This window comes from Paraburkholderia lebeckiae (genome assembly GCF_050436325.1).
Lineage (GTDB): Bacteria > Pseudomonadota > Gammaproteobacteria > Burkholderiales > Burkholderiaceae > Paraburkholderia > Paraburkholderia tuberum.
Genome location: NZ_JBNDLZ010000003.1, coordinates 3,509,495 through 3,530,922 on the forward strand (window position 1 = coordinate 3,509,495; position 21,428 = coordinate 3,530,922).

At 61.4% G+C, this 21,428-nt stretch carries 20 protein-coding genes, 1 tRNA gene and 1 riboswitch; of the genes, 11 read left to right on the forward strand and 10 right to left on the reverse strand.

Annotation, left to right across the window (positions count from 1 at the left end; all coding sequences use genetic code 11):
• The first annotated feature begins 206 nt into the window (after positions 1-206).
• Positions 207-410, forward strand: a complete 204-nt coding sequence (locus OKW44_RS34215; protein ID WP_018421456.1) for a cold-shock protein — start codon at positions 207-209, stop codon at positions 408-410.
• Positions 411-742: 332 nt separating this feature from the next.
• On the forward strand, positions 743-1,891 hold the full coding sequence (locus tag OKW44_RS34220; protein ID WP_018421455.1) for an exonuclease domain-containing protein: 1,149 nt from the start codon (positions 743-745) through the stop codon (positions 1,889-1,891).
• A gap of 38 nt (positions 1,892-1,929) precedes the next feature.
• On the opposite strand, the gene OKW44_RS34225 is transcribed toward OKW44_RS34220, so the two are convergent.
• Together OKW44_RS34225 and OKW44_RS34230 are read right to left on the reverse strand one after the other, a co-directional pair.
• On the reverse strand, positions 1,930-2,526 hold the full coding sequence (locus OKW44_RS34225) for a chorismate mutase (RefSeq protein ID WP_018421454.1): 597 nt from the start codon (positions 2,524-2,526) through the stop codon (positions 1,930-1,932).
• 282 nt (positions 2,527-2,808) lie between these two features.
• Complete coding sequence (locus tag OKW44_RS34230) at positions 2,809-2,958, reverse strand: hypothetical protein (protein WP_018421453.1); 150 nt, start codon at positions 2,956-2,958, stop codon at positions 2,809-2,811.
• A 633-nt stretch (positions 2,959-3,591) separates the two neighbouring features.
• On the opposite strand from OKW44_RS34230, the gene OKW44_RS34235 reads away from it, so the two are divergent.
• The 8 genes from OKW44_RS34235 to OKW44_RS34270 all read left to right on the forward strand — a co-directional run bounded on the left by OKW44_RS34235 (position 3,592) and on the right by OKW44_RS34270 (position 11,456).
• The gene (locus OKW44_RS34235) at positions 3,592-3,921 is read left to right on the forward strand and encodes a hypothetical protein (protein ID WP_162633984.1); all 330 of its coding nucleotides are present in this window, start codon (positions 3,592-3,594) and stop codon (positions 3,919-3,921) included.
• Between the two features lie 215 nt (positions 3,922-4,136).
• The gene (locus tag OKW44_RS34240; protein WP_018421451.1) at positions 4,137-5,519 is read left to right on the forward strand and encodes a tyrosine-type recombinase/integrase; all 1,383 of its coding nucleotides are present in this window, start codon (positions 4,137-4,139) and stop codon (positions 5,517-5,519) included.
• Positions 5,520-5,702: 183 nt separating this feature from the next.
• On the forward strand, positions 5,703-7,832 hold the full coding sequence (locus tag OKW44_RS34245) for a hypothetical protein (RefSeq protein ID WP_018421450.1): 2,130 nt from the start codon (positions 5,703-5,705) through the stop codon (positions 7,830-7,832).
• A gap of 129 nt (positions 7,833-7,961) precedes the next feature.
• Positions 7,962-8,168 (forward strand): hypothetical protein, encoded by a 207-nt coding sequence (locus OKW44_RS34250; RefSeq protein ID WP_018421449.1) that lies wholly within the window; start codon positions 7,962-7,964, stop codon positions 8,166-8,168.
• The gene (locus OKW44_RS34255) at positions 8,169-8,636 is read left to right on the forward strand and encodes a helix-turn-helix domain-containing protein (protein WP_018421448.1); all 468 of its coding nucleotides are present in this window, start codon (positions 8,169-8,171) and stop codon (positions 8,634-8,636) included. It begins immediately after the preceding gene.
• Positions 8,637-8,715: 79 nt separating this feature from the next.
• Entirely contained in the window at positions 8,716-9,459 is a 744-nt protein-coding gene (locus OKW44_RS34260) for a DUF7146 domain-containing protein (protein ID WP_239499137.1), read from the forward strand.
• On the forward strand, positions 9,456-10,646 hold the full coding sequence (locus tag OKW44_RS34265) for an AAA family ATPase (RefSeq protein WP_018421446.1): 1,191 nt from the start codon (positions 9,456-9,458) through the stop codon (positions 10,644-10,646). Before OKW44_RS34260 ends, OKW44_RS34265 begins: the two co-directional genes overlap by 4 nt.
• A gap of 129 nt (positions 10,647-10,775) precedes the next feature.
• Positions 10,776-11,456, forward strand: a complete 681-nt coding sequence (locus OKW44_RS34270) for a hypothetical protein (RefSeq protein ID WP_018421444.1) — start codon at positions 10,776-10,778, stop codon at positions 11,454-11,456.
• A gap of 198 nt (positions 11,457-11,654) precedes the next feature.
• Here the strand turns inward: OKW44_RS34270 and OKW44_RS34275 are convergent, their stop codons facing one another.
• From OKW44_RS34275 to pepN, 7 genes are all read right to left on the reverse strand, one after another.
• Complete coding sequence (locus tag OKW44_RS34275; RefSeq protein WP_162633983.1) at positions 11,655-12,620, reverse strand: hypothetical protein; 966 nt, start codon at positions 12,618-12,620, stop codon at positions 11,655-11,657.
• Positions 12,621-13,453: 833 nt separating this feature from the next.
• Positions 13,454-14,104 carry a hypothetical protein gene (locus OKW44_RS34280; RefSeq protein WP_162633982.1) on the reverse strand — a complete coding sequence of 217 codons (651 nt, stop codon included), beginning with the start codon at positions 14,102-14,104 and terminating at the stop codon, positions 13,454-13,456.
• Between the two features lie 406 nt (positions 14,105-14,510).
• A tRNA-Thr gene (locus OKW44_RS34285) sits at positions 14,511-14,586 on the reverse strand.
• A gap of 74 nt (positions 14,587-14,660) precedes the next feature.
• On the reverse strand, positions 14,661-15,677 hold the full coding sequence (locus tag OKW44_RS34290; protein WP_018421441.1) for a class 1 fructose-bisphosphatase: 1,017 nt from the start codon (positions 15,675-15,677) through the stop codon (positions 14,661-14,663).
• A gap of 85 nt (positions 15,678-15,762) precedes the next feature.
• A complete protein-coding gene (locus OKW44_RS34295; RefSeq protein WP_018421440.1) occupies positions 15,763-16,215 on the reverse strand; it encodes a HigA family addiction module antitoxin in 453 nt (150 codons plus the stop codon).
• 16 nt (positions 16,216-16,231) lie between these two features.
• Positions 16,232-16,408: a type II toxin-antitoxin system RelE/ParE family toxin gene (locus OKW44_RS34300; protein WP_239499143.1), complete on the reverse strand. Its 177-nt coding sequence runs from the start codon at positions 16,406-16,408 to the stop codon at positions 16,232-16,234.
• A 273-nt stretch (positions 16,409-16,681) separates the two neighbouring features.
• The gene (gene pepN / locus OKW44_RS34305) at positions 16,682-19,378 is read right to left on the reverse strand and encodes an aminopeptidase N (protein WP_018421439.1); all 2,697 of its coding nucleotides are present in this window, start codon (positions 19,376-19,378) and stop codon (positions 16,682-16,684) included.
• A 323-nt stretch (positions 19,379-19,701) separates the two neighbouring features.
• On the opposite strand from pepN, the gene OKW44_RS34310 reads away from it, so the two are divergent.
• Positions 19,702-20,397: a DUF4136 domain-containing protein gene (locus tag OKW44_RS34310; RefSeq protein ID WP_018421438.1), complete on the forward strand. Its 696-nt coding sequence runs from the start codon at positions 19,702-19,704 to the stop codon at positions 20,395-20,397.
• Position 20,398: 1 nt separating this feature from the next.
• Here OKW44_RS34310 and OKW44_RS34315 read toward each other — a convergent pair whose 3' ends face one another.
• Positions 20,399-20,971: a TMEM165/GDT1 family protein gene (locus tag OKW44_RS34315; RefSeq protein ID WP_026225981.1), complete on the reverse strand. Its 573-nt coding sequence runs from the start codon at positions 20,969-20,971 to the stop codon at positions 20,399-20,401.
• Positions 20,972-20,981: 10 nt separating this feature from the next.
• A riboswitch (yybP-ykoY riboswitch) is annotated at positions 20,982-21,195 on the reverse strand.
• Positions 21,196-21,428: the final 233 nt, after the last annotated feature.

A 21,428-nucleotide genomic window follows, 5' to 3' on the forward strand; every position in this document is an offset into this window, starting at 1 on the left:
TATCCGTGGCATTTGAACTCTTATCTTTTTATACGCTAAACGCATTGAAAAGTTTACTTGACGGTCATTCTCTGTTCCCCGTATAACGGCAAAGCCAGAATTTGATTGGCTGTTTCTGTATTAATCAGATATAGGCAACTGAATCGGGGTTGGATCGATTCAAGGGCAATGCCCGCTTTGGATAAATCACAGAGGGAAACAGGAAAATGGAAACTGGTGTCGTCAAATGGTTCAACGATGCTAAGGGTTTTGGCTTCATCACGTCGGACGTGGGTGGCGAGGATCTGTTCGCACACTTTTCGGAGATCCGCAGCGAGGGCTTCAAGTCGTTGAAGGAAAATCAGCGCGTTTCTTTTGAAGTCAAGACCAGCCCGAAGGGCAAACAGGCGGCCAACATTCAGCCGCTGTAAATGCGCTGTGCGGGGCGCGTCGCCCGCGCGGTCGGGAGCGAAAAAACCCTCGCCGTCGCGCGAGGGTTTTTCATTTTTATCTAGATGCGCCCAAGTTGGATCTTCGGTAACTGCGTGGTTCAACGATACGCATTATTGTCGGAAGAAAATCCGTCGAAACCAATTGACTACGTCTGGATTAATGGTCTGGTTTAAGCGTCTGCTGGATTTCAGCGTCAAATCGACGGCCCATGCCGACGCAGTTTCCAACTGCGCACGCGCTGCGGTCTGGATGCGCAACATCCAACTGGTGCATACTTGCCGCAAATTCATGCGCCCGAATCCCTTGTCCCATGTCTGAACTGCTTTCGCCGGAACCGGCACTCGATGCACCCATCGTTTTCGTAGATCTCGAAACGACCGGCGGCTCCACTAGCGAGCACCGCATTACTGAGGTTGGCGTCGTCGAAGTCGGGCTGGCCGGCGTCTCGCGCTGGAGCAGCCTGATCGACCCGCAGCAGCCGATTCCGTCGTTCATCCAACAGCTGACCGGCATCACGAACGACATGGTGCGCGGCGCACCGAGGTTCGAGTCGATCGCGCCCGCGTTGTTCGAGCGTTTGAACGGCAAGCTGTTCGTCGCGCACAACGCGAGTTTCGATCGCGGATTTTTACGCAGCGAATTTCGTCGCGCGGGAATCGCGTTCGATCCGGACGTGCTGTGCACGGTGCGACTGTCGCGCGCGCTGTTTCCCGGCGAAAAGCGCCACGGTCTCGATGCGCTGGTCGAACGCCATGCGCTGGTGCCGTCCGACCGCCACCGCGCGCTCGCCGACGCCGATCTGATCTGGCAGTTCTGGCAGCGTCTGCCGACGCTCGTGCCGCTGGAAGCGCTGCGCGCACAGATCGAGCGCACGACGCGTCGCTACCGGCTCGCCGGCGACATAACCGAAGATTTGCTCGACACCGCGCCGGCGGGCTGTGGCGTGTATGCGTTTTACGGCGAAGACGATGCGCCGCTGTATGTCGGTCGCAGCGTGCGCGTGCGTCAGCGGCTGCGCTCGCATCTGACTGGCGAGCGGCGTTCGTCGAAGGATATGCGGCTAGCGCAGCTCGTGCGACGCGTCGAATGGCGCGCGACTGGCGGAGAACTCGGCGCGATGCTCGCGGAGGCGCAGTGGATCGCAACGCTGCGGCCGGGCCACAACCGCTTGCCGCGCGTGACGAAGAGCGATCCCGCGAACGCGCCGTGGCCATTCGAGGGGCCCATCGTGTTCGAAGAGCGTGAGGACGCGCAGCGTATCTTCCACGTGGTCGATCGCTGGCGCTACCTCGGGAACGCGCCGTCGCTCGTCGCGGCGGAGCAACTGCATGCGTCGACGCTGGCTGGGTCGTTCGAACTCTGGACGTACCGTATCCTGCAAAGCCATCTGGCGCGAGGTCTGCGCGTGATGCCGTTGAGCGTGTCGCGTGACAGCCCGGAGTCGAGCATCGTCGCGTGACGCTTATGCGACGTGCGCGCGCCGTCGCGTTACCAGAATCAGCCGGTGGCGCCGACTCCGCCCGTCTCGCACACATGACCTAGTGCGCGCGTCAACGCGCTCGAATGCGCAGAGTCATAGCGCGTCAACGCCTTCCAGTTAGCCAGCGATTGCGCGACCCGCGACGGACAATCGTCCGCCGCGCGCAGCGGCTGCACGCGCGCCAGGCTCGCCATCAACGATTGTGTCAGCTTGTCGAGCTGCGGTCGCGTACTGGTTGCGAGATCGGGTGCGGGACCTTGCGGCGGCTGGGTGCGACGCCAGTTCGCGAAGAGCGCGTTCTGCACGTCTTTGCTCGCATCGATCTGATCCTGGAAGAACGCGCGGGCGAACACCGGGTCGACGTTTGCCGCAGCGGCGCGCTTTTCCACCTCGGCGAGCAGCGCGTTTTCACGCGGCGTATCGGTGATCGGCTGGTGGTTCGCCCACTTCCAGCGCGCGACCGGCTCTGCGAGTGCAAGGCGCTGCGAAACCAGCGCGATCAGGCTCGTGAGCGCGGTGTCGCCGCCCTCGGCGAGGGCGGGGGCGGGCGAGAAGGCGAAGGCGGCGGCGATGACGAGCGCGCATGACGCGCCGAAGCGATGCAAATGATTCATGAGATGGACGTGGCCGGGCGGCCGTTGACGGAAAAAACCAGAAGAATAAATGATGCACCGCAAAGTGCGAGCACCGGGCCGACTCACACGGATTGTCGGGGGAAGTGGGCGCGAGAAGGACGCGCGCATTCGCGCGCTCGAGCCGCGTAGCCCAGCGCAACTGCTGTGATCAGGCGAGGTGATCCAGCGTCATGACGGAGGTGTCGGACGCGTAATGAGCGCGCGAGTATTCGCCGCGCGTGAATTCAACGAGCGCGTATGCTGCGTTGCGCCAGTGGTCCGTTACTTCGGATCGCACGACTTGCGTTGTTCGTCAAAGAAAGCGCGAACATGCTCGGGCAGCTCGGCTCCCAAAAACTCGACGGCCACAGGTTCCGGATCCGGGTAAAGAACTTTGTCCGGGGTCGGAATCTTCGGTGGTTTGGCATCCATGATCTTTCTCCTTTGCGAATCGATTATCGGCCTCGTTCCCTGCATCGCACCAGTGTCCGATGCGAGTCATACACACTCTGTTGCTTTAACGGCACAAGCCGACACGCCAGCCCGAGGGATTGAATAAAATTTATCGTCTGACTATCGCCTACGTTTCGCGATCTGCTGATCCACTTAACTGCCAGCGCGAAATCACCTCTTTGCCGCTCCTTCTGCCAGTCCCTGTCGACCCTTGTCCAGCATAGGTTTCAGCACGACCGATCGATATTGTCGCTGCACTGCACCTAACGTTTTCGCATGACTAAAACGTGACAAACTTGTGCATTCCCGCATCGACAGATTTTCGCTTTCCGAACTGAACGTACGTAATTTGCCGATTGCATAACTCGCGGTCTAATTCTTTGTAAACGACCCATTCCCCGTCGCGTTGACCGTGCAAGCACTATTTAAAGATTTTTGTCGTTAATCAGCTGAGTGACAGTTGGTTGGCAAACTCATTCCCGCATTGCTGTGACAAAAGGACCTCAGTTGGTGACAAGTCATGCGCAGCGCACCGGGCCACCTGTGATTGAAGCGACTACTGATGGCCCGACGTGCGTTGGCAGGCGGACACGCGAGGCGCAGCGCGGTTGATTGAGGCTGCGTGCGTTCGCGGCGTTGCCCGCGGTCGTTCATCACTTTGCCGACAACGAAGGGTGCTGCCACTCGGCATCGTGCAACTCGTCGATAACCAGGGTCTGGGGAGTCGACATCTTTTTCGTGCTGAGCGGCTTCATCCTTGCCTGGACGTATCTGCCTTCATGCGAGACCACGTTCGGCTCGGCCGCCATCGGTTTGCCTATCGTTTCTGTTTCCGTTGTGCGCGAGAGTGCTCTGGCGCGTCGCGCGATCATCGCGAAGGCGCAGGGGTGGCGCGATGGCAAAACAAAAAGCCCAGTCGCGAGGACTGGGCTTTTTGCTTGAAACTTGATGGTGCCGGAAAGAGGAATCGAACCCCCGACCTTCGCATTACGAATGCGCGAAAGTTGGCGTTTCTCTGCGTTGACTTACATTCATGTAGGCAGTGAAAATCCGGAAAATAAAGGGTCTGTGGCCTACTTGTTCGCATTGATTCGTTGACCCGGATTGATTCGTTAGGCTAGGATTTGCCTACATGGTGCCTACATGGAATCAGGGCGATGAAACGAGAGAGCTTCACGGCGGCGCGGGTTGACGGTTACAAGTGTGAGCCGGGGAAGTCGCAAAGCATCTTTTGGGACGCGAAATCGCCGGGGCTAGGCCTGCGCGTGACTGCGACAGGCTCGAAGGCATACATCTTTGAAAGCCGCCTACACGGGAAAACCATCCGGGTAACGATTGGAAGCCCTGACACATGGCCGCTTGAAAGCTATACGGCGCGCGATGAGAGCACGGGGGAGAAGGTAGAGCGCCGTGGTGCACGACAGGACGCGGGCCGCTTAAAAGCGATGACCGACCAAGGTATCGACCCGCGCGAACACAAAGCCGAGCAGCGCGCCGCCCATGAGGCACGGCAAGTCGAAGCACGCCGCCGAACCGCGACCGTTGGCGATGCATGGGCCGATTACCTGGAGTATCTGCGTACAGCTATCTCCCCTAAAACGAAAAAGCCGCGTTCGCCTCGTTACCTTCTCGACCATGCGGCGTTGGCCGCACCCGGTGGCGAGCCGTTGAAGCGCGGCAAGGGCAAGACGGTGCGCGGGCCGCTCGCGTCGCTGATGACGCTCAAGCTATCGAGCCTGACGGCCAAGGCGGTTGCAGCGTGGCTACAGGATGAGGCCCGCGAACGCCCGACCAATGCGGCACACGCGTATCGCCTCTTGAAGGCTTTTATCCGGTGGTGCGGTGGGCAAGACAAATATTCCGGGACCATCGCGCCGGACGCCTACGACTCACCAAAGGTGACGGCGGTACTGCCTCAAAGCAAAGCCAAGGAGGGCGATTGCCTTCAACGTGAGCAGTTACCGGCGTGGTTTGATGCCGTGCGCAAGATTCCAAACCCGGTTATTTCCGCTTACCTGCAAGGCTTGCTAATCACTGGTGCGCGCCGTGAGGAAATGGCCGCGCTGAAATGGGCCGATGTGGACTTTCAATGGAGAAGCCTGCATATCTCCGACAAGGTGGAGACTGAGACGGGCCGGATTATTCCCTTGACGCCTTACCTTGCGTCACTGCTGGCGGCGCTGCCGCGTCGCAATGAATGGGTATTCAGTAGCCCCGCCGCCGCCGATGGCAAGATTGCGGAGCCGCGCATTGCTCACAACCAAGCGTTGACCGCCGCTGGATTGCCTCACGTCACCTTGCACGGCCTGCGCCGGTCATTCGGTACGCTTTCCGAGTGGTGCGAAGTGCCCGTTGGCGTAGTGGCGCAAATCATGGGACACACGGCGAGCGCAATTGCCGAGAAGCATTACCGCCGCCGTCCGCTCGACCTTCTGCGTAGCTGGCACGACCGGATTGAAACGTGGGTGCTGGAGCAAGCCGGGATTCAGTTTGACGCCGCGCAGGCCACACCGGGATTGAAGGTTATCACCGCCGCCTGACCGCTCCACGCTTCCAACTTGTCCATGTGCGCCAACTCCGCCACGTTTCCAATCTTGGATAACATGGCGGAGTTGGCGTAGTTGGTCCGCTTTGCCCCTGCCTAGCTCGACGGAGCGAAAAGCCGGACACCTTCACCGGCCTGGCGGGGGCACCATTTTGAGGGTTGCGCATGAAGGGCGCGAATGGATGCTGCTGAGAAATACAAAAACCGCCACCGGGCGGTAATCGAGTACGCGAATGGTGCGATGTTCAATGTGGCCGAGCTGGATGCATGGGCAGTATCGAACAAGGTGCCGATTTCCTTTCAGAAGCTGCTCGAAGACGAAAGTTTGAAAGACAGTCACGACGCTACTCGCCACTACGTTTCGTACGAAATCCTGTCTATCAACATCGCGTGGGGCATTGTGCAGGAAGGCATGGAGCCGGACGATGCTCGGACTCAACTCATGGCAGCGCACGATACTGCCGAGCCAGATAACCCAGTGTCCCGGCTGCGTGACCTCGTGATGGTGCGGTATGACCGCCAGCTACTGAGCGCGGTTTTCGACGGCGACCTGTTACTGTACGACACGCTCACAATGTCGCGGATTGACATTGGCGCGGCCCGGATGCGTTACGACGCCGAGCCCGAAGCCTACTTGCAGGCGGCGCAAGCGCGGCTCATTGATACCGCGCAGGGGATGGTCACGGCTGCCGACATCGAGCAGGCCAAGAATACTCTCAAGCAGAAATTCGCCCGACTCGAACATCTTGCATGGGCAATCGTCATCCTGGCCGCCGATGCGCCTCCCCCTGGTGAGGACCGTTATCGGCAAATCCTAAGCATGACGCGGTGGCTTCAGTCGCTGGGCCTTCCGTTTCGGCATAGCAACGGGCTGCCCGCCAGCCAGCCAAAAGGCGTTCCAGTAGCCGGGATGGACGTGCGCGAATACCAATATCTGGCCGTCGCGGACGTTCGGGAGGCTGCCATTGACGCTCAATGCTGGCCAATCGAGGAACGAGAAACTCCACCCATGCCACCTATTTCCTATCTTGTGTCTCGTCCGGTTAGATTGCCCAATGCGTCGAAGGTAAATGTTGAATGGCTAGTACGAGAAATCGCGTTTGCATTCGTCGAAATTCCCGACGACGAAAGACTGGCGACCTTGAAAAAGGAAACGCCTGACGGTCCGGGTAAGTGGAACATCGAACCACTGACCGGCGACGATTGGCGATTGATTCGTGAGATTTGCGGAAGCAACCCACCCGCTCCGTGTTCGCCGGTTCAGTTTGAGGCATGGAGAGCCGCATTCGACGCCGCACCGAACAGGCCTGATTGGGATTTGCGCCCGGAATTTAAGCCAAGCAACGAAATGCAGGCTGCGCAGTCACGCTGGAGTCTCCTCAATGTTCAGCATCTTCAGAAAATCAGGCAGAAGGCTGAGCGGAAGGAGCTTTCGCTAATAACTCCGGCCGGTATCGAGACAAGCGACATTTATGATAACGCCGGACTTGCTGTTGGTTGTCTTCGCGTCGACGACGCAAAGGCGTATCTCGACCAATGCTGTATCGCTTGGGAAGTTGTATCGGTTGCCGGCCATGAGCCGACCGCGACGAAGTCGGCAAAAGGTATGACACACATTAAGCCGAATTGGAGCGTATGGCACCATATGCTTAAGGCGAGTCTGTCCGATGCGGTATGCCTGTCATGCAACGTCAACCCCGGCGCGGCAACCTTGAACCCAATACAGCACGGCATCGCGCACCTGTTGGGGCTAGATTTTGTCGGATGGGACGTCACCCGCGAAATCGCAGAAAGACTCTCCATTGCACGAAGCCACGCCGGAACCGGCGGCACCCTGCCGACCCTGACCGGGGATACAGATGGTGAGGTGTACCTGGCGACGTTCGCGGAATGGGCGCTAAACACGATGAAGTGGGATATGCCCGATGAACTGCGAGCTGTGGCACATGCTGCGCCGTCTGGTGCTGTCGGACCCGGCAGCTTTATCGCGCGAGCATCTACGGACGACGCGGACGACGTTGCTGCTGAAGCGAACGGCGCTCCAGGCAATAAGTCCGTTATCGGTTGGCGGATTGCCGTAGAGAAACAACTGGACAAACTGATGGCAGCGCACGGAGGAATATATCCGGGCCACAAGGTCGCGCTCAAGTGGTTCAAAACCAACGATGCCGAAGCGGCATTCGTTCCCGATAACAAAGATGATGAGTTCACATGGGTAAAAGCTGACGGCAAGCGAGTTACCTCAACCTTGAAGACGTTTCAGAACGGCGTGGCGGACATCCTGAAATCCAAGGAGATTCCCGATTAGCGCCCGCCATTCCCGGTCGGATTCCCGACCGGTTTCCCATTCCCGATGGGAATCATAAGGCTCAGAGGTAGCCGGCAAATTGCCCTCCAAGCGATTCGCGTTGAGTCGCGCAACCTTGGAGTGCATCACATGACAGCACAACAACTTACGGCGACTCAGGCGCGCCGCCCCATCACGACCGAGGAGCTGGCGGCGCTCCTCTCTATTCGCCCGCAGTCCATCCGCAAACGGTTTTGCCAGACCGGCGCGTACTTCTCGCTGCGTCCGGTGAAGATGCCGAACGGTCGCTTGATGTGGCCGGCGGATGCCCTTGATAAGCTGGCGAAGGGCGCGTAAATGAAAAACGCCCGCCAACCGAAGTCAACGAGCGCCGAGGGACACGGCAATCATACCGCAGGCACGTTGCCCGCGCGCAAGAATACCGTGACCGCGAGCGTACTGGCCGCGCTGCTGGAAGGTCAGGCTATCACGGGAATGGAAGCAGTCTTTGAACAGTCCACGACCCGCGCCGCCGCCTTCATTTACTACCTCGAAGCGAAGTACGGCTGGACCATCGAGCGTCGCGATATTGCCGCCGGCACGAACGACGGCCGCGTTACGTGGGTTTCGGTCTACTGGCTGACTGCCCAAGCACGCGAGGCGGCGTTTGTCGCTGGCGCGCGCGCATGGATTGACGACGTGAAGACTGCCGCCAGCAAGCGCCGCAAGGGTGCTGATAAAGCCAAGGAGACTGCTGCGAAGCTGAACAAAGTGCGCCGCATTGACCCGCGCCAGGGCGACATGTTCGGGGGCGCTCATGGTTAATTTCGACGCTTACGACATCGGCAACCATCGCATGAGCTGCCCTGCGTGCGGGCGTGGTCCGCGTGACAAGACGCTGGGCGTGACCATTGAGGCGGACGGCGCGGGTGTGGCGCATTGTTTCCGCTGCGCCTTCACGGAAAGCTATCGCCCGGAGCGAGGCGCGCATCTCACGACGCCGAGCAAGCCGCGCATCAAGGCCGCGCCGCCGACCGCAAAGCATGACACGCTGTCCAACTATGGCCGCGAGCTTTGGAAGGACTGCAAACCGCTTTCCGGCGTTGCTCTCGACTATCTGGCGGCGCGTCGCTGCCGCATCCCGCCCGCTGATGGCGACCTTCGCTATAACGTTTCGCTGAAGCATCCGACCGGGTATGTTGGCCCTGCGCTCGTGGCGCTGGTCACTGACGCCGTGACCAGCGAGCCGCTTTCGCTTCATCGCACGTGGATTCGCGCCGATGGTCGCAAAGCGGACGTTGACCCGCCGCGCCTGCTGCTGGGCGGCCATCGCAAACAGGGCGGCGTGATTCGCCTGTGGCCTGACGAGGCGGTAACGGTCGGACTTGGCATCGCTGAGGGTATCGAGTCTGCCTTGTCTCTCGCGTGGGCCTATGTGCCGGTGTGGGCCTGCATCGACGCCGGGAACCTCAAGGCGCTGCCCCGCCTGCCGGGTATCGAGTCGCTGACTATCGGTGCGGATAACGACCCCGCTGGAATTGATGCCGCTCACACGTGCGCGCAACGGTGGGCCGCCGATGGATGCGAGGTGTTCATGACGAAGCAGGCAGAAAACGACCTGAACGACGTACTCAAGGAGGCCGCATGAATGCACCTGTTGAAATAATGCGGAGCGTTCTTGCCAATGCTGAGCGTATCGTTAAGTCTGAGCCGGTCCGCGACGGCGTGGTGCTGGTGAATGGTTCTGACCTGAAGCCTGAGCCGGTGCGCTGGCTGTGGAACGGCTGGCTCGCTATGGGCAAGCTGCATATCCTGGCCGGTGCGCCTGGGCAGGGCAAGACGACCATTGCAATCAGCTTCGCTGCGACCGTGACGAGCGGCGACCGTTGGCCGGATGGCTCCCGGTGCGCGCCGGGTAACGTGCTCATATGGTCCGGTGAGGATGACCCCGCCGATACCCTGCTGCCGCGCCTGCTGGCCGCTGGTGCCAACGCTGGCCGGGTGTTTTTCGTGACCGGTGCCCGTGTGAAGGGCGAACTGCACTCATTCGACCCAAGCCGCGACATGCTGGCGCTTCAGGAGCAGTGCGAGCGCATCGGCAACGTCCGTCTAATTATCGTTGACCCGGTGGTATCCGCCGTCACCGGCGACAGTCACAAGAACACGGAGACGCGCCGCGCGTTGCAGCCGCTGGTTGACCTTGCCGCCAGCATGAACGCCGCACTTGTGGGCATCACGCACTTTTCGAAGGGCGGGCAAGGCGGCGACCCTACACAGCGGGTAGTTGGCTCGATTGCATTTACCGCCGTTGCTCGCGTAGTGCTGGTGGCCGCGAAGGTGAAAAGCGAGGAAGGCGAGGACCGCCGCATCCTGGCTCGCTCGAAGTCCAACATCGGGCCGGACGAGGGTGGGTTCGAATATCGTTTGGAGCAATCGGAGCCGGTGCCAGGCATTCACGCTTCATATGTGGCATGGGGCAATTCCGTGGCGGGTTCCGCGCGCGAGCTTCTGAGCGACCCGAACGAGGACGACGACAACAAGGCGAGCGCATTGGACGCCGCCGCCGACTTTATCCAACAGGTGCTTGGCTCGGACGTTGTGCCGAGTAAGTCGGTGTACGCAGAGGCGAAAGAGGCGGGCATCGCCAAACGGACATTGGAGCGCGCATCCGAAAAGGTGGCCGTTAAAAAGCGCCGGGGCGATGGTGGCAAATGGTATTGGAGCATGCCGAAGTCGGCCAACTTCGCCAACCCCGCCAACACCGCCAACACCGCCAACGTTGAAAACATGGCGGACTTGGCGAACTTGACCGAGGCGGGAGGCGCTGATGAGTGACGTTCGGAGAGTTATCGGCGGCGCGGTGGCGTCCCTTCACCTGCTGATGGTGCGCGCGGCGGTAATCGTCCGGGAGGTGATGCCGTGGGCATGAAGTCAAGAGCGAAGGGCAAGACCGGAGGGCATGACATGGCAGCGACGAAGAAGGCCGCAGCTAACGATGCGCCGAAAACCGATAGCGCGCCGCCAGCAAAACGTGACCCGAAGGCTTTGCATCTATCCCAGGTCGTGTTTAAAGACGCCGAGGAACGCGGGGCCGTAATGGCATCAAGCGCGGTGATTCGTGGCGCTGTGACAGGCCGGAAGTACGCGGAGCCGATGTTCGGGGCCGAGCTGGACCTGACCGCCTACGCTCGCGAATTACGAAAGCAGGCGGACGCCGTGAAGGCTGGCGACCTGTCCACGGTGGAAGCCATGCTGATAACGCAGGCGAACACGCTGGACATGATGTTCAACCAATTAGCGCGCAAGGCGGCGCACAGCGAGTACCTGAATCAGATGGAGGCCAATCTACGGCTCGCGCTCAAGGCGCAAGCCCAGTGCCGCTCGACGCTCGAAGCGCTGGCCGAGATAAAGAATCCGCGCCCGGTGGCGTTCGTGAAGCAGCAGAACGTGGGGCACAACGTGCAGGTGAATAACGGGACCGCGCCGCCGACCGTTGCGCGCGCGCACGAGGAAAGTGACGACCAATCGAACAAACTATTGGAGCATCAGCATGGCGAATGGCTGGACACCGGAGCGGCGGGCGAAGCAGGCCGAGGCAATCAGGCGATGGAAGCCGTGGGAGCGGTCAACCGGGCCGAAAACTGAAGAGGGCAAAACAGCCGCCGCAGGCAATGCGACCAAGCACGGCATGCGGTCGGCGGAGTGGCTGGAGGAACAGCGGCGCGTGAATGACCTGCTGCGCGCGTGCGGGGAGCGGCTGAAGCAGGTTTGACGCTTTGCCGCCATGCCGAGAATCGACGAGGTGCGCCTGACGAAGACCGTTCCGCGCGCGAGGCGCTGGCTTCACATAACCATGTCGTCCTTGCATCCGTGGACGGCGGTGGCATCTTGTTCCGTCGTCATGCCGGGAAAAATCTCCATGAAGGTAGTGGCGGCGCGCACCCTCACCATATCAGTCCGGGAAACGCGCCAAGTAATCACGGCGGGCACTCCGCGCGGCCCCGATACCTGATACTGCCGACCTGAGTCGCCATAGCACACCCGCTGTACGGTAACACCGGCCCTTTCGAGTGATTGGAGAATATCGCCGGTGCATACGCTCGAATCGGTGGACGTGCAATCGTTTGTGCTGATGCCTATTTGGGTCAAGCCGTCACTCTTAGGTGCGATATGAATATCGCCAATTGCGCCGTTCTCAAACACCAGGATGCCGTCGCGGCTAGGTATATCGCTCTGCTTGGTCCATTTCACAGGCAGACCACCGCTATTTGTCCACGCTGCCTGCATGCCTGCGGTTGATAGCAAGGCAGCGGCCAGTCTTCCGATGTTCACCACAGGCGTACCGCACTCGTATCTGTCGCGCGATGGATTACATATCATGCTGTCACTGCCATGCGCTGTCACGGCCGCAGCGACTCGCTGTTCGACAGTCAGCGGATTAGCCTGCCGCTCGGTCGCGGACGAGTTGGCAGAAGCTGTTCGACTGGGACCATAACTGCCGCCATCGCCGCCGTCCGGCTTCTCCCATGCGCTGAAGTGATAGTTCTCGTCGACGTGGCCGTCATCCCAAGAAACTGAAATCGTGCAGTCGATTCGATAGAGACCATTGCCGATTTCGCGTGCGTGGGAATTGCCGGACGGGACGATTCCCATGATTTTCGGGCCGTCCGAAGGGAGGTGGAGCAATTGCGGTATAGCTGACAGCTCCATGAAATTTGCCATCGGTGCACGGCAATTCTCTGGAATCCCTTGGGCAAACGACAGCGTTGGCACCGCCAGCAATGCAGCAATCCACAAACGATTCATCATGATCCCCTCTTGGTTTTTGTTCGCTCCCCAGATTCTATCGAAGACGACTTCGACGGGAGAAAACGCCGAATTTTTCCGCGCATTTCTTCACCCGTTTCGGGACGGTTGATTGACCGAAAAGCCCTGTGCCGCAAGGGGGTAGCGTTTCGCGCCCCCCCCCTCGTTTCTGAACGAATAACTTCGCAGATAAATCCGCACAAGTGCCGCACCGAAACCTGTCGATTACGAGCATTATTACGAATCGCCTACTTCGTAATTTGGGCGCTGTAACAGCAAAAGTGGCAGGTGGCAGTAGCAGGTGGCAAGAGCAAAAAAAAGAAGCTGCGCCGGCGAGGTACGCAGCGCGGTACGCACGGAAAACGAGGTTAGTTCGCACCTTGGTTCGCACCGAAAACGGGGTTGTCAGGGGCCAGGTTGCCACGCTGGTTGCCACGGAAAACCATGGTTACCGGCGCATGGTTACCACGGAAAACGCCTATTTCCAGTGCCACTGTTTCCACCGTGTTTCCACGAAAAGGCGGGGTAGCCAGTCGCGCGGTATCCATTGCGGTATCCACGGTTTCGGGGGGCTTCGCGGAAACGACACCGACGCAAGGCGTTGCCGCCAGGCGCATTGAGTTTTCTTGAGTCCCTAAGAGGGGCGCTCGTGCCTGGTGGGGCAGCATCGAGCGTGTACGCCCCGTACCGGATAGCGGCAAGGCCTGGCATTGCGGTACAGTCCCGCTGACCTCTCCGACGTTAGAGAAGAGTCATGTGGCGGGCCAATGCCGTCCGACCTTACGCATTGCATAGCCAGCCAAGATTCAATGACGTTCCCGCCCGCGAAAATCCCGTCACTTTTTGATTGCGCTCGCGATGATGAGCGCACCGATGACGATGGCCGCACTTGTTGGCAACGCCGAGATGCCCGCAATCGCTGCCCATGCGATGCCTCCGAACAAAGCGATGAAAAGTAGCCATATGGACAACTCGCGCGCGAGCATGGCTGCCAGCATGATAGCTGCCGCCGCACCCCAACCGCTGTGTTTGTAGCCGGAAACCGTGCCGAAGTAGTACGCGCCGTAGAGAGAGAGCGCGGCGAGCGGGTAGCGTAAGAACGGCGACTCGAAGAATACATCAGCCGATGCGGACCGCCTGGCCTGCTGGAGCGAGTCGTAGTGCGCCTTTGCCTTTGTTGCTGCCGGGGTCAACACCGCATCGCCTTTGCGCAGATACAGGCCGAGACCGACCACGACGAAAGGCAAGGCGGGCCAAGCGTACCACCAGTAGTCGGTAAACTGGGCTCCTTCGGGCTGTAGCCACCATATCAAAGAAGCCGCGGCGATTGCCCAGTACCACCACCGACGAGCCCTCTTAAAGCGCTGCAATTCCGTGTTGCGAACGTGGACAGTGGAGAATTGGCGGACGGTGCTTTTGCGATAGGCTCGGAAACCGAGGGCAAGCCCGATGGAAATGGGCACAATGCCGAACCAGCCGTGGGGCAAGTCGAGGACGCCATTCGTGTACTGGAGCAACCATAAGGCGAAAGCTACCGCGAACCCGATACCTGCTCGATACGCGAACGCCTTACGCCGGTCTGGCTCAGGTATTACGTGAAGCCATGTTCCGGGTGTACCGTCATCGTTGATGAATGTGGCCGCATTGCCGCCTCGGTTCCCCACCTCGTCTGTCGTTTGGTGTTCGAGTAGCATCGCGCCAGCCCAATATTGTTTTGATACGAGTGGAGTCTAGGTGAAATGCTGGCTCGTGGTTAGTGGTGAACCCACTCATCGTGAATTGCGGTCCCACAGAGTGGCGGCGCGTTGACGGGAAAAACCTACACTGCGCCTACATGGAATCCAGAAAGCAAAAAGCCCAGTCGCAGTGACTGGGCTAAGTGCTTGAATCTGTTGGTGCCGGAAAGAGGAATCGAACCCCCGACCTTCGCATTACGAATGCGCTGCTCTACCGTCTGAGCTATTCCGGCATCAGGAGAAGCGAGATTATAGGGACTACTTTAGTGGCTTGGCAAGCCCCTTTGAGGCATTTTTTCTTGCGAGATCACTTCTTCGCCTCGCTGTGATAGCGGGTCACCCGATCGACCTCGTTCTTCGAGCCGAGGAACACCGCGACGCGCTCGTGCAGGCTCTTCGGCTGGATGTCGAGAATGCGCTTCTCGCCGTTGGTTGCGGCGCCGCCGGCCTGCTCGACGATGAATGCCATCGGATTGGCTTCATACATCAGACGCAGCTTGCCCGGCTTGTCCGGCGTGCGCTTGTCGGCCGGGTACATGAAGATGCCGCCGCGACTCAGGATGCGATGCACGTCGGAGACCATCGACGCGATCCAGCGCATGTTGAAGTCGGCCTGACGCGAACCTTCCTTGCCCGCTTTCAGTTCGCCGATGTATTGCTGAACCGGCGGATACCAGTGGCGTTCGTTCGAGGCGTTGATCGCGTACTCGCGCGTTTCGACGGGAATGCGCATGTCGCTTTGCGTGAGCACCCACGAGCCGAGCTCGCGATCGAGCGTGAAGCAGTTCACGCCGTTACCGGTGGTCAGCACGAGCACCGTTTGCGGGCCGTACACCGCATAGCCCGCGGCGACCTGCTGCGTGCCCGGCTGCAGGAACGATTGCTCGGTGGCCTGATGGCCGTCCGGGCAGCGCAGCACCGAGAAGATCGTACCGATCGACACGTTCACGTCGATGTTCGACGAGCCGTCGAGCGGATCGAACACGAGCAGATATTCGCCCTTCGGATAGTTGGCCGGAATCGGGAAGAATTGTTCCATTTCCTCGGAGGCCATGCCCGCGAGGTTGCCGCCCCATTCGTTCGCCTCGAGCAGAATTTCGTTCGAGAGGATGTCGAGCTTCTTCTGCACTTCGCCCTGGACGTTTTCGCTGCCCGCCGAGCCGAGCGCATCGCCGAGCGCGCCCTTGCTGACGTGGTAGCTGATCGCCTTGCACGCGCGCGCGACGACTTCGATCAGCAGGCGCAGGTCGGCGGGCAGGTTGTTGGTTTCGCGCTGCTGCTCGATCAGGTACTTCGTGAGAGTGGTACGACGTTGCAAAGACATTGCTGTACTCCGGAAGGCTAGAAGAATGATGGGATTCTAACCGCTCGTTTGTGTCGGCTCCGTGCTTTTGGTCGCACGGCCGGCTTCAGGTCTTGCGGCGCGCCTTGGCGGAGACGGTGCCGCTGACGCTGGCCGCGAGGGCCGCGGCCCGGGCGTGTCCGGCCGGCACGCGGGGTAGTTTCGGGCGCTCGGCGCGCGGCATCGGTTCGATTTCCCGTTCGATCTGCTCGCCGGCGGCGGCGGTGGCGACGCGCAGGTCGTAGGCGATTTGCAGATTGAGCCAGAACTGCGCGCTGGCGCCGAAGTAGCGCTCGAGCCGCGGTGCGGTATCGGCGGAGATTGCGCGGCGGCCGCGCACGACGTCGTTGATGCGCGGCGCCGGCACCCGCAGCGCGAGCGCGAGCGCGTTGACGGACATGCCGAGCGGCTCGAGGAACTCGCTGCGCAGAATTTCGCCCGGATGGATCCCGGCAATGGCCGCGCCCGTATCGACGTCGGAGAAATCGATGCTGTTGAGCGCGGAGCGTTTGATGACCATGTTGGTCTCCCAGTAGTCATTGATAGGCGATGATCTCGACATTCAGCGCGTCCTCGTCGACGAAGTGAATACAGACGCGCCACTGCGCATTGATGCGGATGCTCCATTGCCCGCTGCGCTGGCCTTGCAAGGCTTCGAGCCGGGTTCCGGGCGGCGCGTGCAAATTCGAGACGGAGCTCGCGGCGTCGATCATCAGCAACTTGCGATGCGCTAGCGCCTGGATCGAGCGTGGAAAATTGCGGTGGCCTTGTCTGCGAATGTCGCGATCATACGAATCGTATAACGCTTGCGTTAAATGCAAACCATCAAACCTGCACGTATACTTTCTGCCCGGCGAGGTCCGATGAACACTCGGCCAAGCGGCTAACGGCGCGACACGAGCGCGTGAACGCAGCTGAAAACAACGCGAAAAAAAGCCGGCAACGCGTGCCGGCTTTCCGATGTGACTCGAGAACTCAGAGCGGCATCACGCCAACGCCTTCTCGACGATCTCGCGCACGTCGCGCGACTTGACCTGTGCGGCCACTTTCTCGAGCGCCGCGCGCATGCTGTCGCGCAGCGCCGGCGTGAAGCGTCGCCACAGTTCGAGCGAGCGCGCGAGGCGCGCGGCCACCTGTGGATTGAGCGCGTCGAGCGCGATCACCTGGTCGGCCCAGAATGCGTAGCCGGAGCCATCTGCCGCGTGGAACTGCGCGGGGTTCGCCGCGCAGAAGCTGAAAATCAGCGAACGCGCCCGGTTCGGGTTCTTCAGGTTGAAGGCCGGATGCGTCATCAGCTTGCGCACCGTATCGATCACCGGATGTCGTGCGCCGCCGCGCTGGGTGGCCTGCAACGCGAACCATTTGTCGATGACGAGCGGCTCCTTCTCGAAGCGTCGATAGAAGTCGTCGAGCGCGTGCTGCGCCTCAGGGCTGCCGCCTTGCGGTGCGGCCGCGTTGAGCAGCGCCGACAGCGCGGCCGCGCGGTCGGTCATGTTGTTCGCCGCTTCATATTGCGCGGCCGCGAGGCGCACGGCGTCCGCGGAGTCGTCGAGTTCGGTCAGATACGACAGCGCGAGATTCTTCAGCGCGCGATGACCGGCGGCCTCGGGCGTCGTTTCATAGGCGCCCGGCGTGCGATGCTGCTCGTAGACCTTCAGCCAGTCGTCACGCAGCGCATTCGCGAGGCGCTTGCGCACGAACTGCCGTGCCGCGTGCACCGCGGCCGGATTCGATTCGGCCATCTGCTCGGCGAGATACGCTTCGGACGGCAGCATCAGTGCGAGCTCGCGGAACGCCGGCGACAGCGTCTCGTCGGTCAAAACGCGCGCGAACGCGGCGACCACCGAGTCGTCGAACTGCAGCGCCGCGCCCGTGGCCGCGCGCGTGGCCAGCGCGAGCAACTCGCGCGTGGCAAGCCGCTGGCCGGCTTCCCAGCGGTTGAAGGGATCGCTGTCGTGCGCGAGCAGGAACGCGAGCTGTTCGCCCGTGTAGTCGTATTCGACGATCACCGGAGCCGAGAAATTGCGCAACAGCGACGGCAGCGGTTCCTGCCCGACGTTGACGAACGTGAAGGTCTGCTCGGTCTGCGTGAATTCGAGCACGCGCGTGGTCGACTCCGACGCCTTCGCCTCGCCGTCGAGCTGCAGCGGCAGGTCGCGGCCGTCCTTGCCGATCAGACCGATCGCGAACGGAATCAGCAGCGACCCCTTCTGCGTTTCGCGCGCGGCCGGCACGGCATCGCCGTAGCCCTGGCGCAGTGTCACGCTGTAGCGCTGCTGCGCGGCGTCGTAGCGCGTGCGCACCGACACGCGCGGCGTGCCGGCCTGGCTATACCAGCGCTCGAACTGCGCGAGGTCGCGGCCGTTCGCGTCGGCGAGCGCGTGACGGAAGTCGTCGCAGGTCACGGCCTGGCCGTCGTGACGCTTGAAGTACAGGTCCATGCCGTTGCGAAAGCCGTCGCGGCCGAACAGCGTCTGATACATCCGCACGACTTCCGAGCCTTTCTCGTAGACGGTCATCGTGTAGAAGTTGTTGATCTCGACGTAGCTTTCCGGGCGCACCGGATGCGCCATCGGGCCCGCGTCCTCGGCGAACTGCATCTGGCGCAGCACCCGCACGTCCTCGATGCGCTTGGTCGCGCGCGCGGCTTCGTCGGTGGCGCCGCCCGCCATGTCGGCCGAGAACTCCTGGTCGCGGAACACCGTCAGGCCTTCCTTCAGGCTCAGCTGGAACCAGTCGCGGCACGTCACGCGATTGCCGGTCCAGTTGTGGAAGTACTCGTGGCCGACCACCGCCTCGATGTTGGCGAAGTCGTTGTCGGTGGCCGTTTCGGGGTTCGCGAGCACGTACTTCGTGTTGAAGATGTTGAGCCCCTTGTTCTCCATCGCGCCCATGTTGAAGTCGCTGACCGCGACGATCATGAAGCGGTCCAGATCGAGCTCGAGCCCGAAGCGCTGTTCGTCCCAGCGGATCGAGTGGATCAGCGAATCCATCGCGTGACGGGTCTTGTCGAGATCGTGCGGCTCGACCCACACCTGCAGCAGCTTTTCCTTGCCCGAGCCGGTCTTCACGCGTTCTTCGAGCGCGACGAGCTTGCCCGCGACGAGGGCGAACAGATAGCTCGGCTTCCTGAACGGGTCTTCCCAGCGCGCGAAATGGCGGCCGTCGGGCAACTCGCCTTGTTCCAGAAGATTGCCGTTCGACAGCAGCACCGGATAGTCGGCCTTGCTCGCGCGCAGCGTGACCGTGAAGCTCGCCATCACGTCGGGGCGGTCGAGGAAATAGGTGATGCGACGAAAGCCCTCGGCCTCGCACTGCGTGAAGAAGTTGCCGCTCGACACGTATAGCCCCGACAGCGTGGTGTTTTCCGCGGGATTGCAGATGCTCGTGAGCGTCAGCTCGAAGCTGTCCGGCACGTCGTCGAGTAACAGGCCGTGCTCGTGCGGGTGCGCGTTCGGGAACGGCTTGCCGTCGATCGCGGCGCTGACGAACTCCAGTTGCTCGCCCATCAGTTCGAGATGCGCGGCGCGCGACGCATCCGGGTTGCGGCGAACACGCATCGTGTTCCTGACGACCGTGCGTTCGGGGACCAGATCGAACTCCAGCGCGACGGTGTCGATCAGGAAGGCGGGCGGCGCGTAATCGGCGCGGCGGATCACATTGGGCGTTGCGGTATCGGCCATGGCGTTCTTTGGTGGTGTACTCGAGCGGTCGGGCGCGCAAACGGCGCGCGAGCCGGGCTTGGTCGACTCATTGTACAAAGCCTCGGGCAATCGTGCGGAAGGGAAGGTGGCGGAGTCTCGGCGCCGGGTAGCGCTGCCGCTTTCGACGGACAGGGGAAGAACCTTTTACCGGCTGGCGAGGTCAGCGTATTATCGGGCGCCGCGCGTGGCGGAGCGCCGGGATCGTCCGCCGGGCAGCGGATCGCGCGACGGAATAATCTCGACTGAAGCAGAGTTTTAACTGAAGCAGAATAGATGCAATCAGAGGCATCACGAGGCAAACCATGAACATCGATCGATGGACCCGCCGCGTCGCGCCGCTGTTCGTCGCGCTGACGGTGCTGCTATCCGGCTGCACGACCTACGTGACCACGCAGGTCACGGCGTTCTCGGACTGGAGCGGAAGCGACGCGACGCGCACCTATGCCTTCACGCGGCACGAGGATCAGAAGAACAATCTCGAACTGAGCGCGTACGAGCGGATCGTCGCGAACGAACTCGCCTTGCACGCGTTCCGCGAAGTCGCGCACGACGACGCGCGTTATCTGGTCGAGCTCGCCTATGGCATCCGCTCGGACATCGTGACCGTCGCGCAGCCGGTCTACTACAACCCGTGGCCCGGTCCTTACTGGGGCCGGCCGTTCGATCCGTGGGGACCGTGGGGGCCTTTCCCGGCGACGTACGTGGACCAGAGCTATCCAGTGTTCACGCATCTGCTCGGCATCCGGATCACCGAGCGCGCGAGCGGCCGGGAGGTCTACAACGTCACGGCGCGCAATTTCGGCGAGGAGTCGTCGCTGGTGCGGGCAATGCCATATCTTGCGCGTAGCGCGCTGGCTGATTTCCCGCTGGCCAACGGCGCGGTGCACACCGTGAAGATTCCGCTCGGCGGCGGTGGCGGCGCGAACGCGAACGAAGTGTCGCTGCCGGCGGCGGCGCCCCCCGCGGGCGCGGCGTCGGCGCCGAAGGCCGCGCAGTAGCTCAGACCCCGACCCCGAACAAAGCCATCGCGCCCAGCACGACGAACATGACCGCGGCGATGCCGTGCACGAGCGTGGTCGGCAGACGATGCGCGAAGCGGTCGCCGAGCAGGATCGCCGGCACGTTCGCGATCATCATGCCGAGCGTCGTGCCGGCCACCACGCCGAAGAAATCGTGAAAGCGCGCGGCGAGGGCGACCGTCGCAATCTGCGTCTTGTCGCCCATCTCCGCGAGGAAGAAGGTGACGACCGTCGCGCCGAACACGCCGAAGTGCGTGCGGTTCGTGTTGGCTTCTTCGTCGTCGAGCTTGTCGGGCACGAGAATCCACAGCCCCATGCCGATAAACGACGCCGCCAGCGCCCAGCGCATGATGGTCGGCGTCAGCATCGAGCCGAGCCAGGCGCCGAGCGCGCCGGCGCCCGCGTGATTGATCAGCGTCGCCGCGAACACGCCGAGAATGATCGGCACGGGCTTGCGATAGCGCGCGGCCAGCACGAGCGACAGCAGTTGCGTCTTGTCGCCGATCTCGGCGAGCGCGACCGCTCCGGTCGAAATCAGAAAAGCTTGATTCACGTTGAATGGATTCCCCGGGCCGAAGATGAACGAGCGACGACCCACGACACGCCGGGCCCTGTTGCGGCGCGTGTGGATCATCGGTCTCGCCAGGCCAGAGGCTGCGACTGCCATGGCCGTGCAGGCCAAGTCTGTTGACAGGCGCCCCCGCGAACCACACGTGCGACGCACCGGCGAAGCGGTGCGGACGTGCCGCGGGGCGGCTACTCCCCAATGAGGGCCGGAGTATAGCAGGCGCGGACGTACCGTTGCGGCGAAGATTGCTTGCGCAGGCGCACCGGTATCGCGCCGTACCGCTCCGTAACAGATGCGCTGAAAGTCGAATGAAGGGTTTCGCCGATTGTCGGCGGCGGCGTCAAATCGCCTGACATTCCGTTGTTTCGCGGACGCGGATACAGATGGATACGTCTTTTCTGGCTGATTTAATCCAGAATATTCAGTATTATTTCGGCCACAA

Bases quoted from the DNA above. Each gene is read 5' to 3' on its own strand.
- OKW44_RS34245 (WP_018421450.1), top strand. From the start codon at position 5,703: ATGGATGCTGCTGAGAAATACAAAAACCGCCACCGGGCGGTAATCGAG.
- OKW44_RS34250 (WP_018421449.1), top strand. From the start codon at position 7,962: ATGACAGCACAACAACTTACGGCGACTCAGGCGCGCCGCCCCATCACG.
- OKW44_RS34270 (WP_018421444.1), top strand. From the start codon at position 10,776: ATGGCAGCGACGAAGAAGGCCGCAGCTAACGATGCGCCGAAAACCGAT.
- OKW44_RS34295 (WP_018421440.1), bottom strand. From the start codon at position 16,215: ATGGTCATCAAACGCTCCGCGCTCAACAGCATCGATTTCTCCGACGTC.
- OKW44_RS34240 (WP_018421451.1), top strand. From the start codon at position 4,137: ATGAAACGAGAGAGCTTCACGGCGGCGCGGGTTGACGGTTACAAGTGT.
- OKW44_RS34225 (WP_018421454.1), bottom strand. From the start codon at position 2,526: ATGAATCATTTGCATCGCTTCGGCGCGTCATGCGCGCTCGTCATCGCC.
- OKW44_RS34230 (WP_018421453.1), bottom strand. From the start codon at position 2,958: ATGGATGCCAAACCACCGAAGATTCCGACCCCGGACAAAGTTCTTTAC.
- OKW44_RS34275 (WP_162633983.1), bottom strand. From the start codon at position 12,620: ATGATGAATCGTTTGTGGATTGCTGCATTGCTGGCGGTGCCAACGCTG.
- OKW44_RS34290 (WP_018421441.1), bottom strand. From the start codon at position 15,677: ATGTCTTTGCAACGTCGTACCACTCTCACGAAGTACCTGATCGAGCAG.
- OKW44_RS34300 (WP_239499143.1), bottom strand. From the start codon at position 16,408: ATGATCGACGCCGCGAGCTCCGTCTCGAATTTGCACGCGCCGCCCGGA.
- OKW44_RS34215 (WP_018421456.1), top strand. From the start codon at position 207: ATGGAAACTGGTGTCGTCAAATGGTTCAACGATGCTAAGGGTTTTGGC.
- OKW44_RS34310 (WP_018421438.1), top strand. From the start codon at position 19,702: ATGAACATCGATCGATGGACCCGCCGCGTCGCGCCGCTGTTCGTCGCG.
- pepN (WP_018421439.1), bottom strand. From the start codon at position 19,378: ATGGCCGATACCGCAACGCCCAATGTGATCCGCCGCGCCGATTACGCG.
- OKW44_RS34265 (WP_018421446.1), top strand. From the start codon at position 9,456: ATGAATGCACCTGTTGAAATAATGCGGAGCGTTCTTGCCAATGCTGAG.
- OKW44_RS34255 (WP_018421448.1), top strand. From the start codon at position 8,169: ATGAAAAACGCCCGCCAACCGAAGTCAACGAGCGCCGAGGGACACGGC.
- OKW44_RS34220 (WP_018421455.1), top strand. From the start codon at position 743: ATGTCTGAACTGCTTTCGCCGGAACCGGCACTCGATGCACCCATCGTT.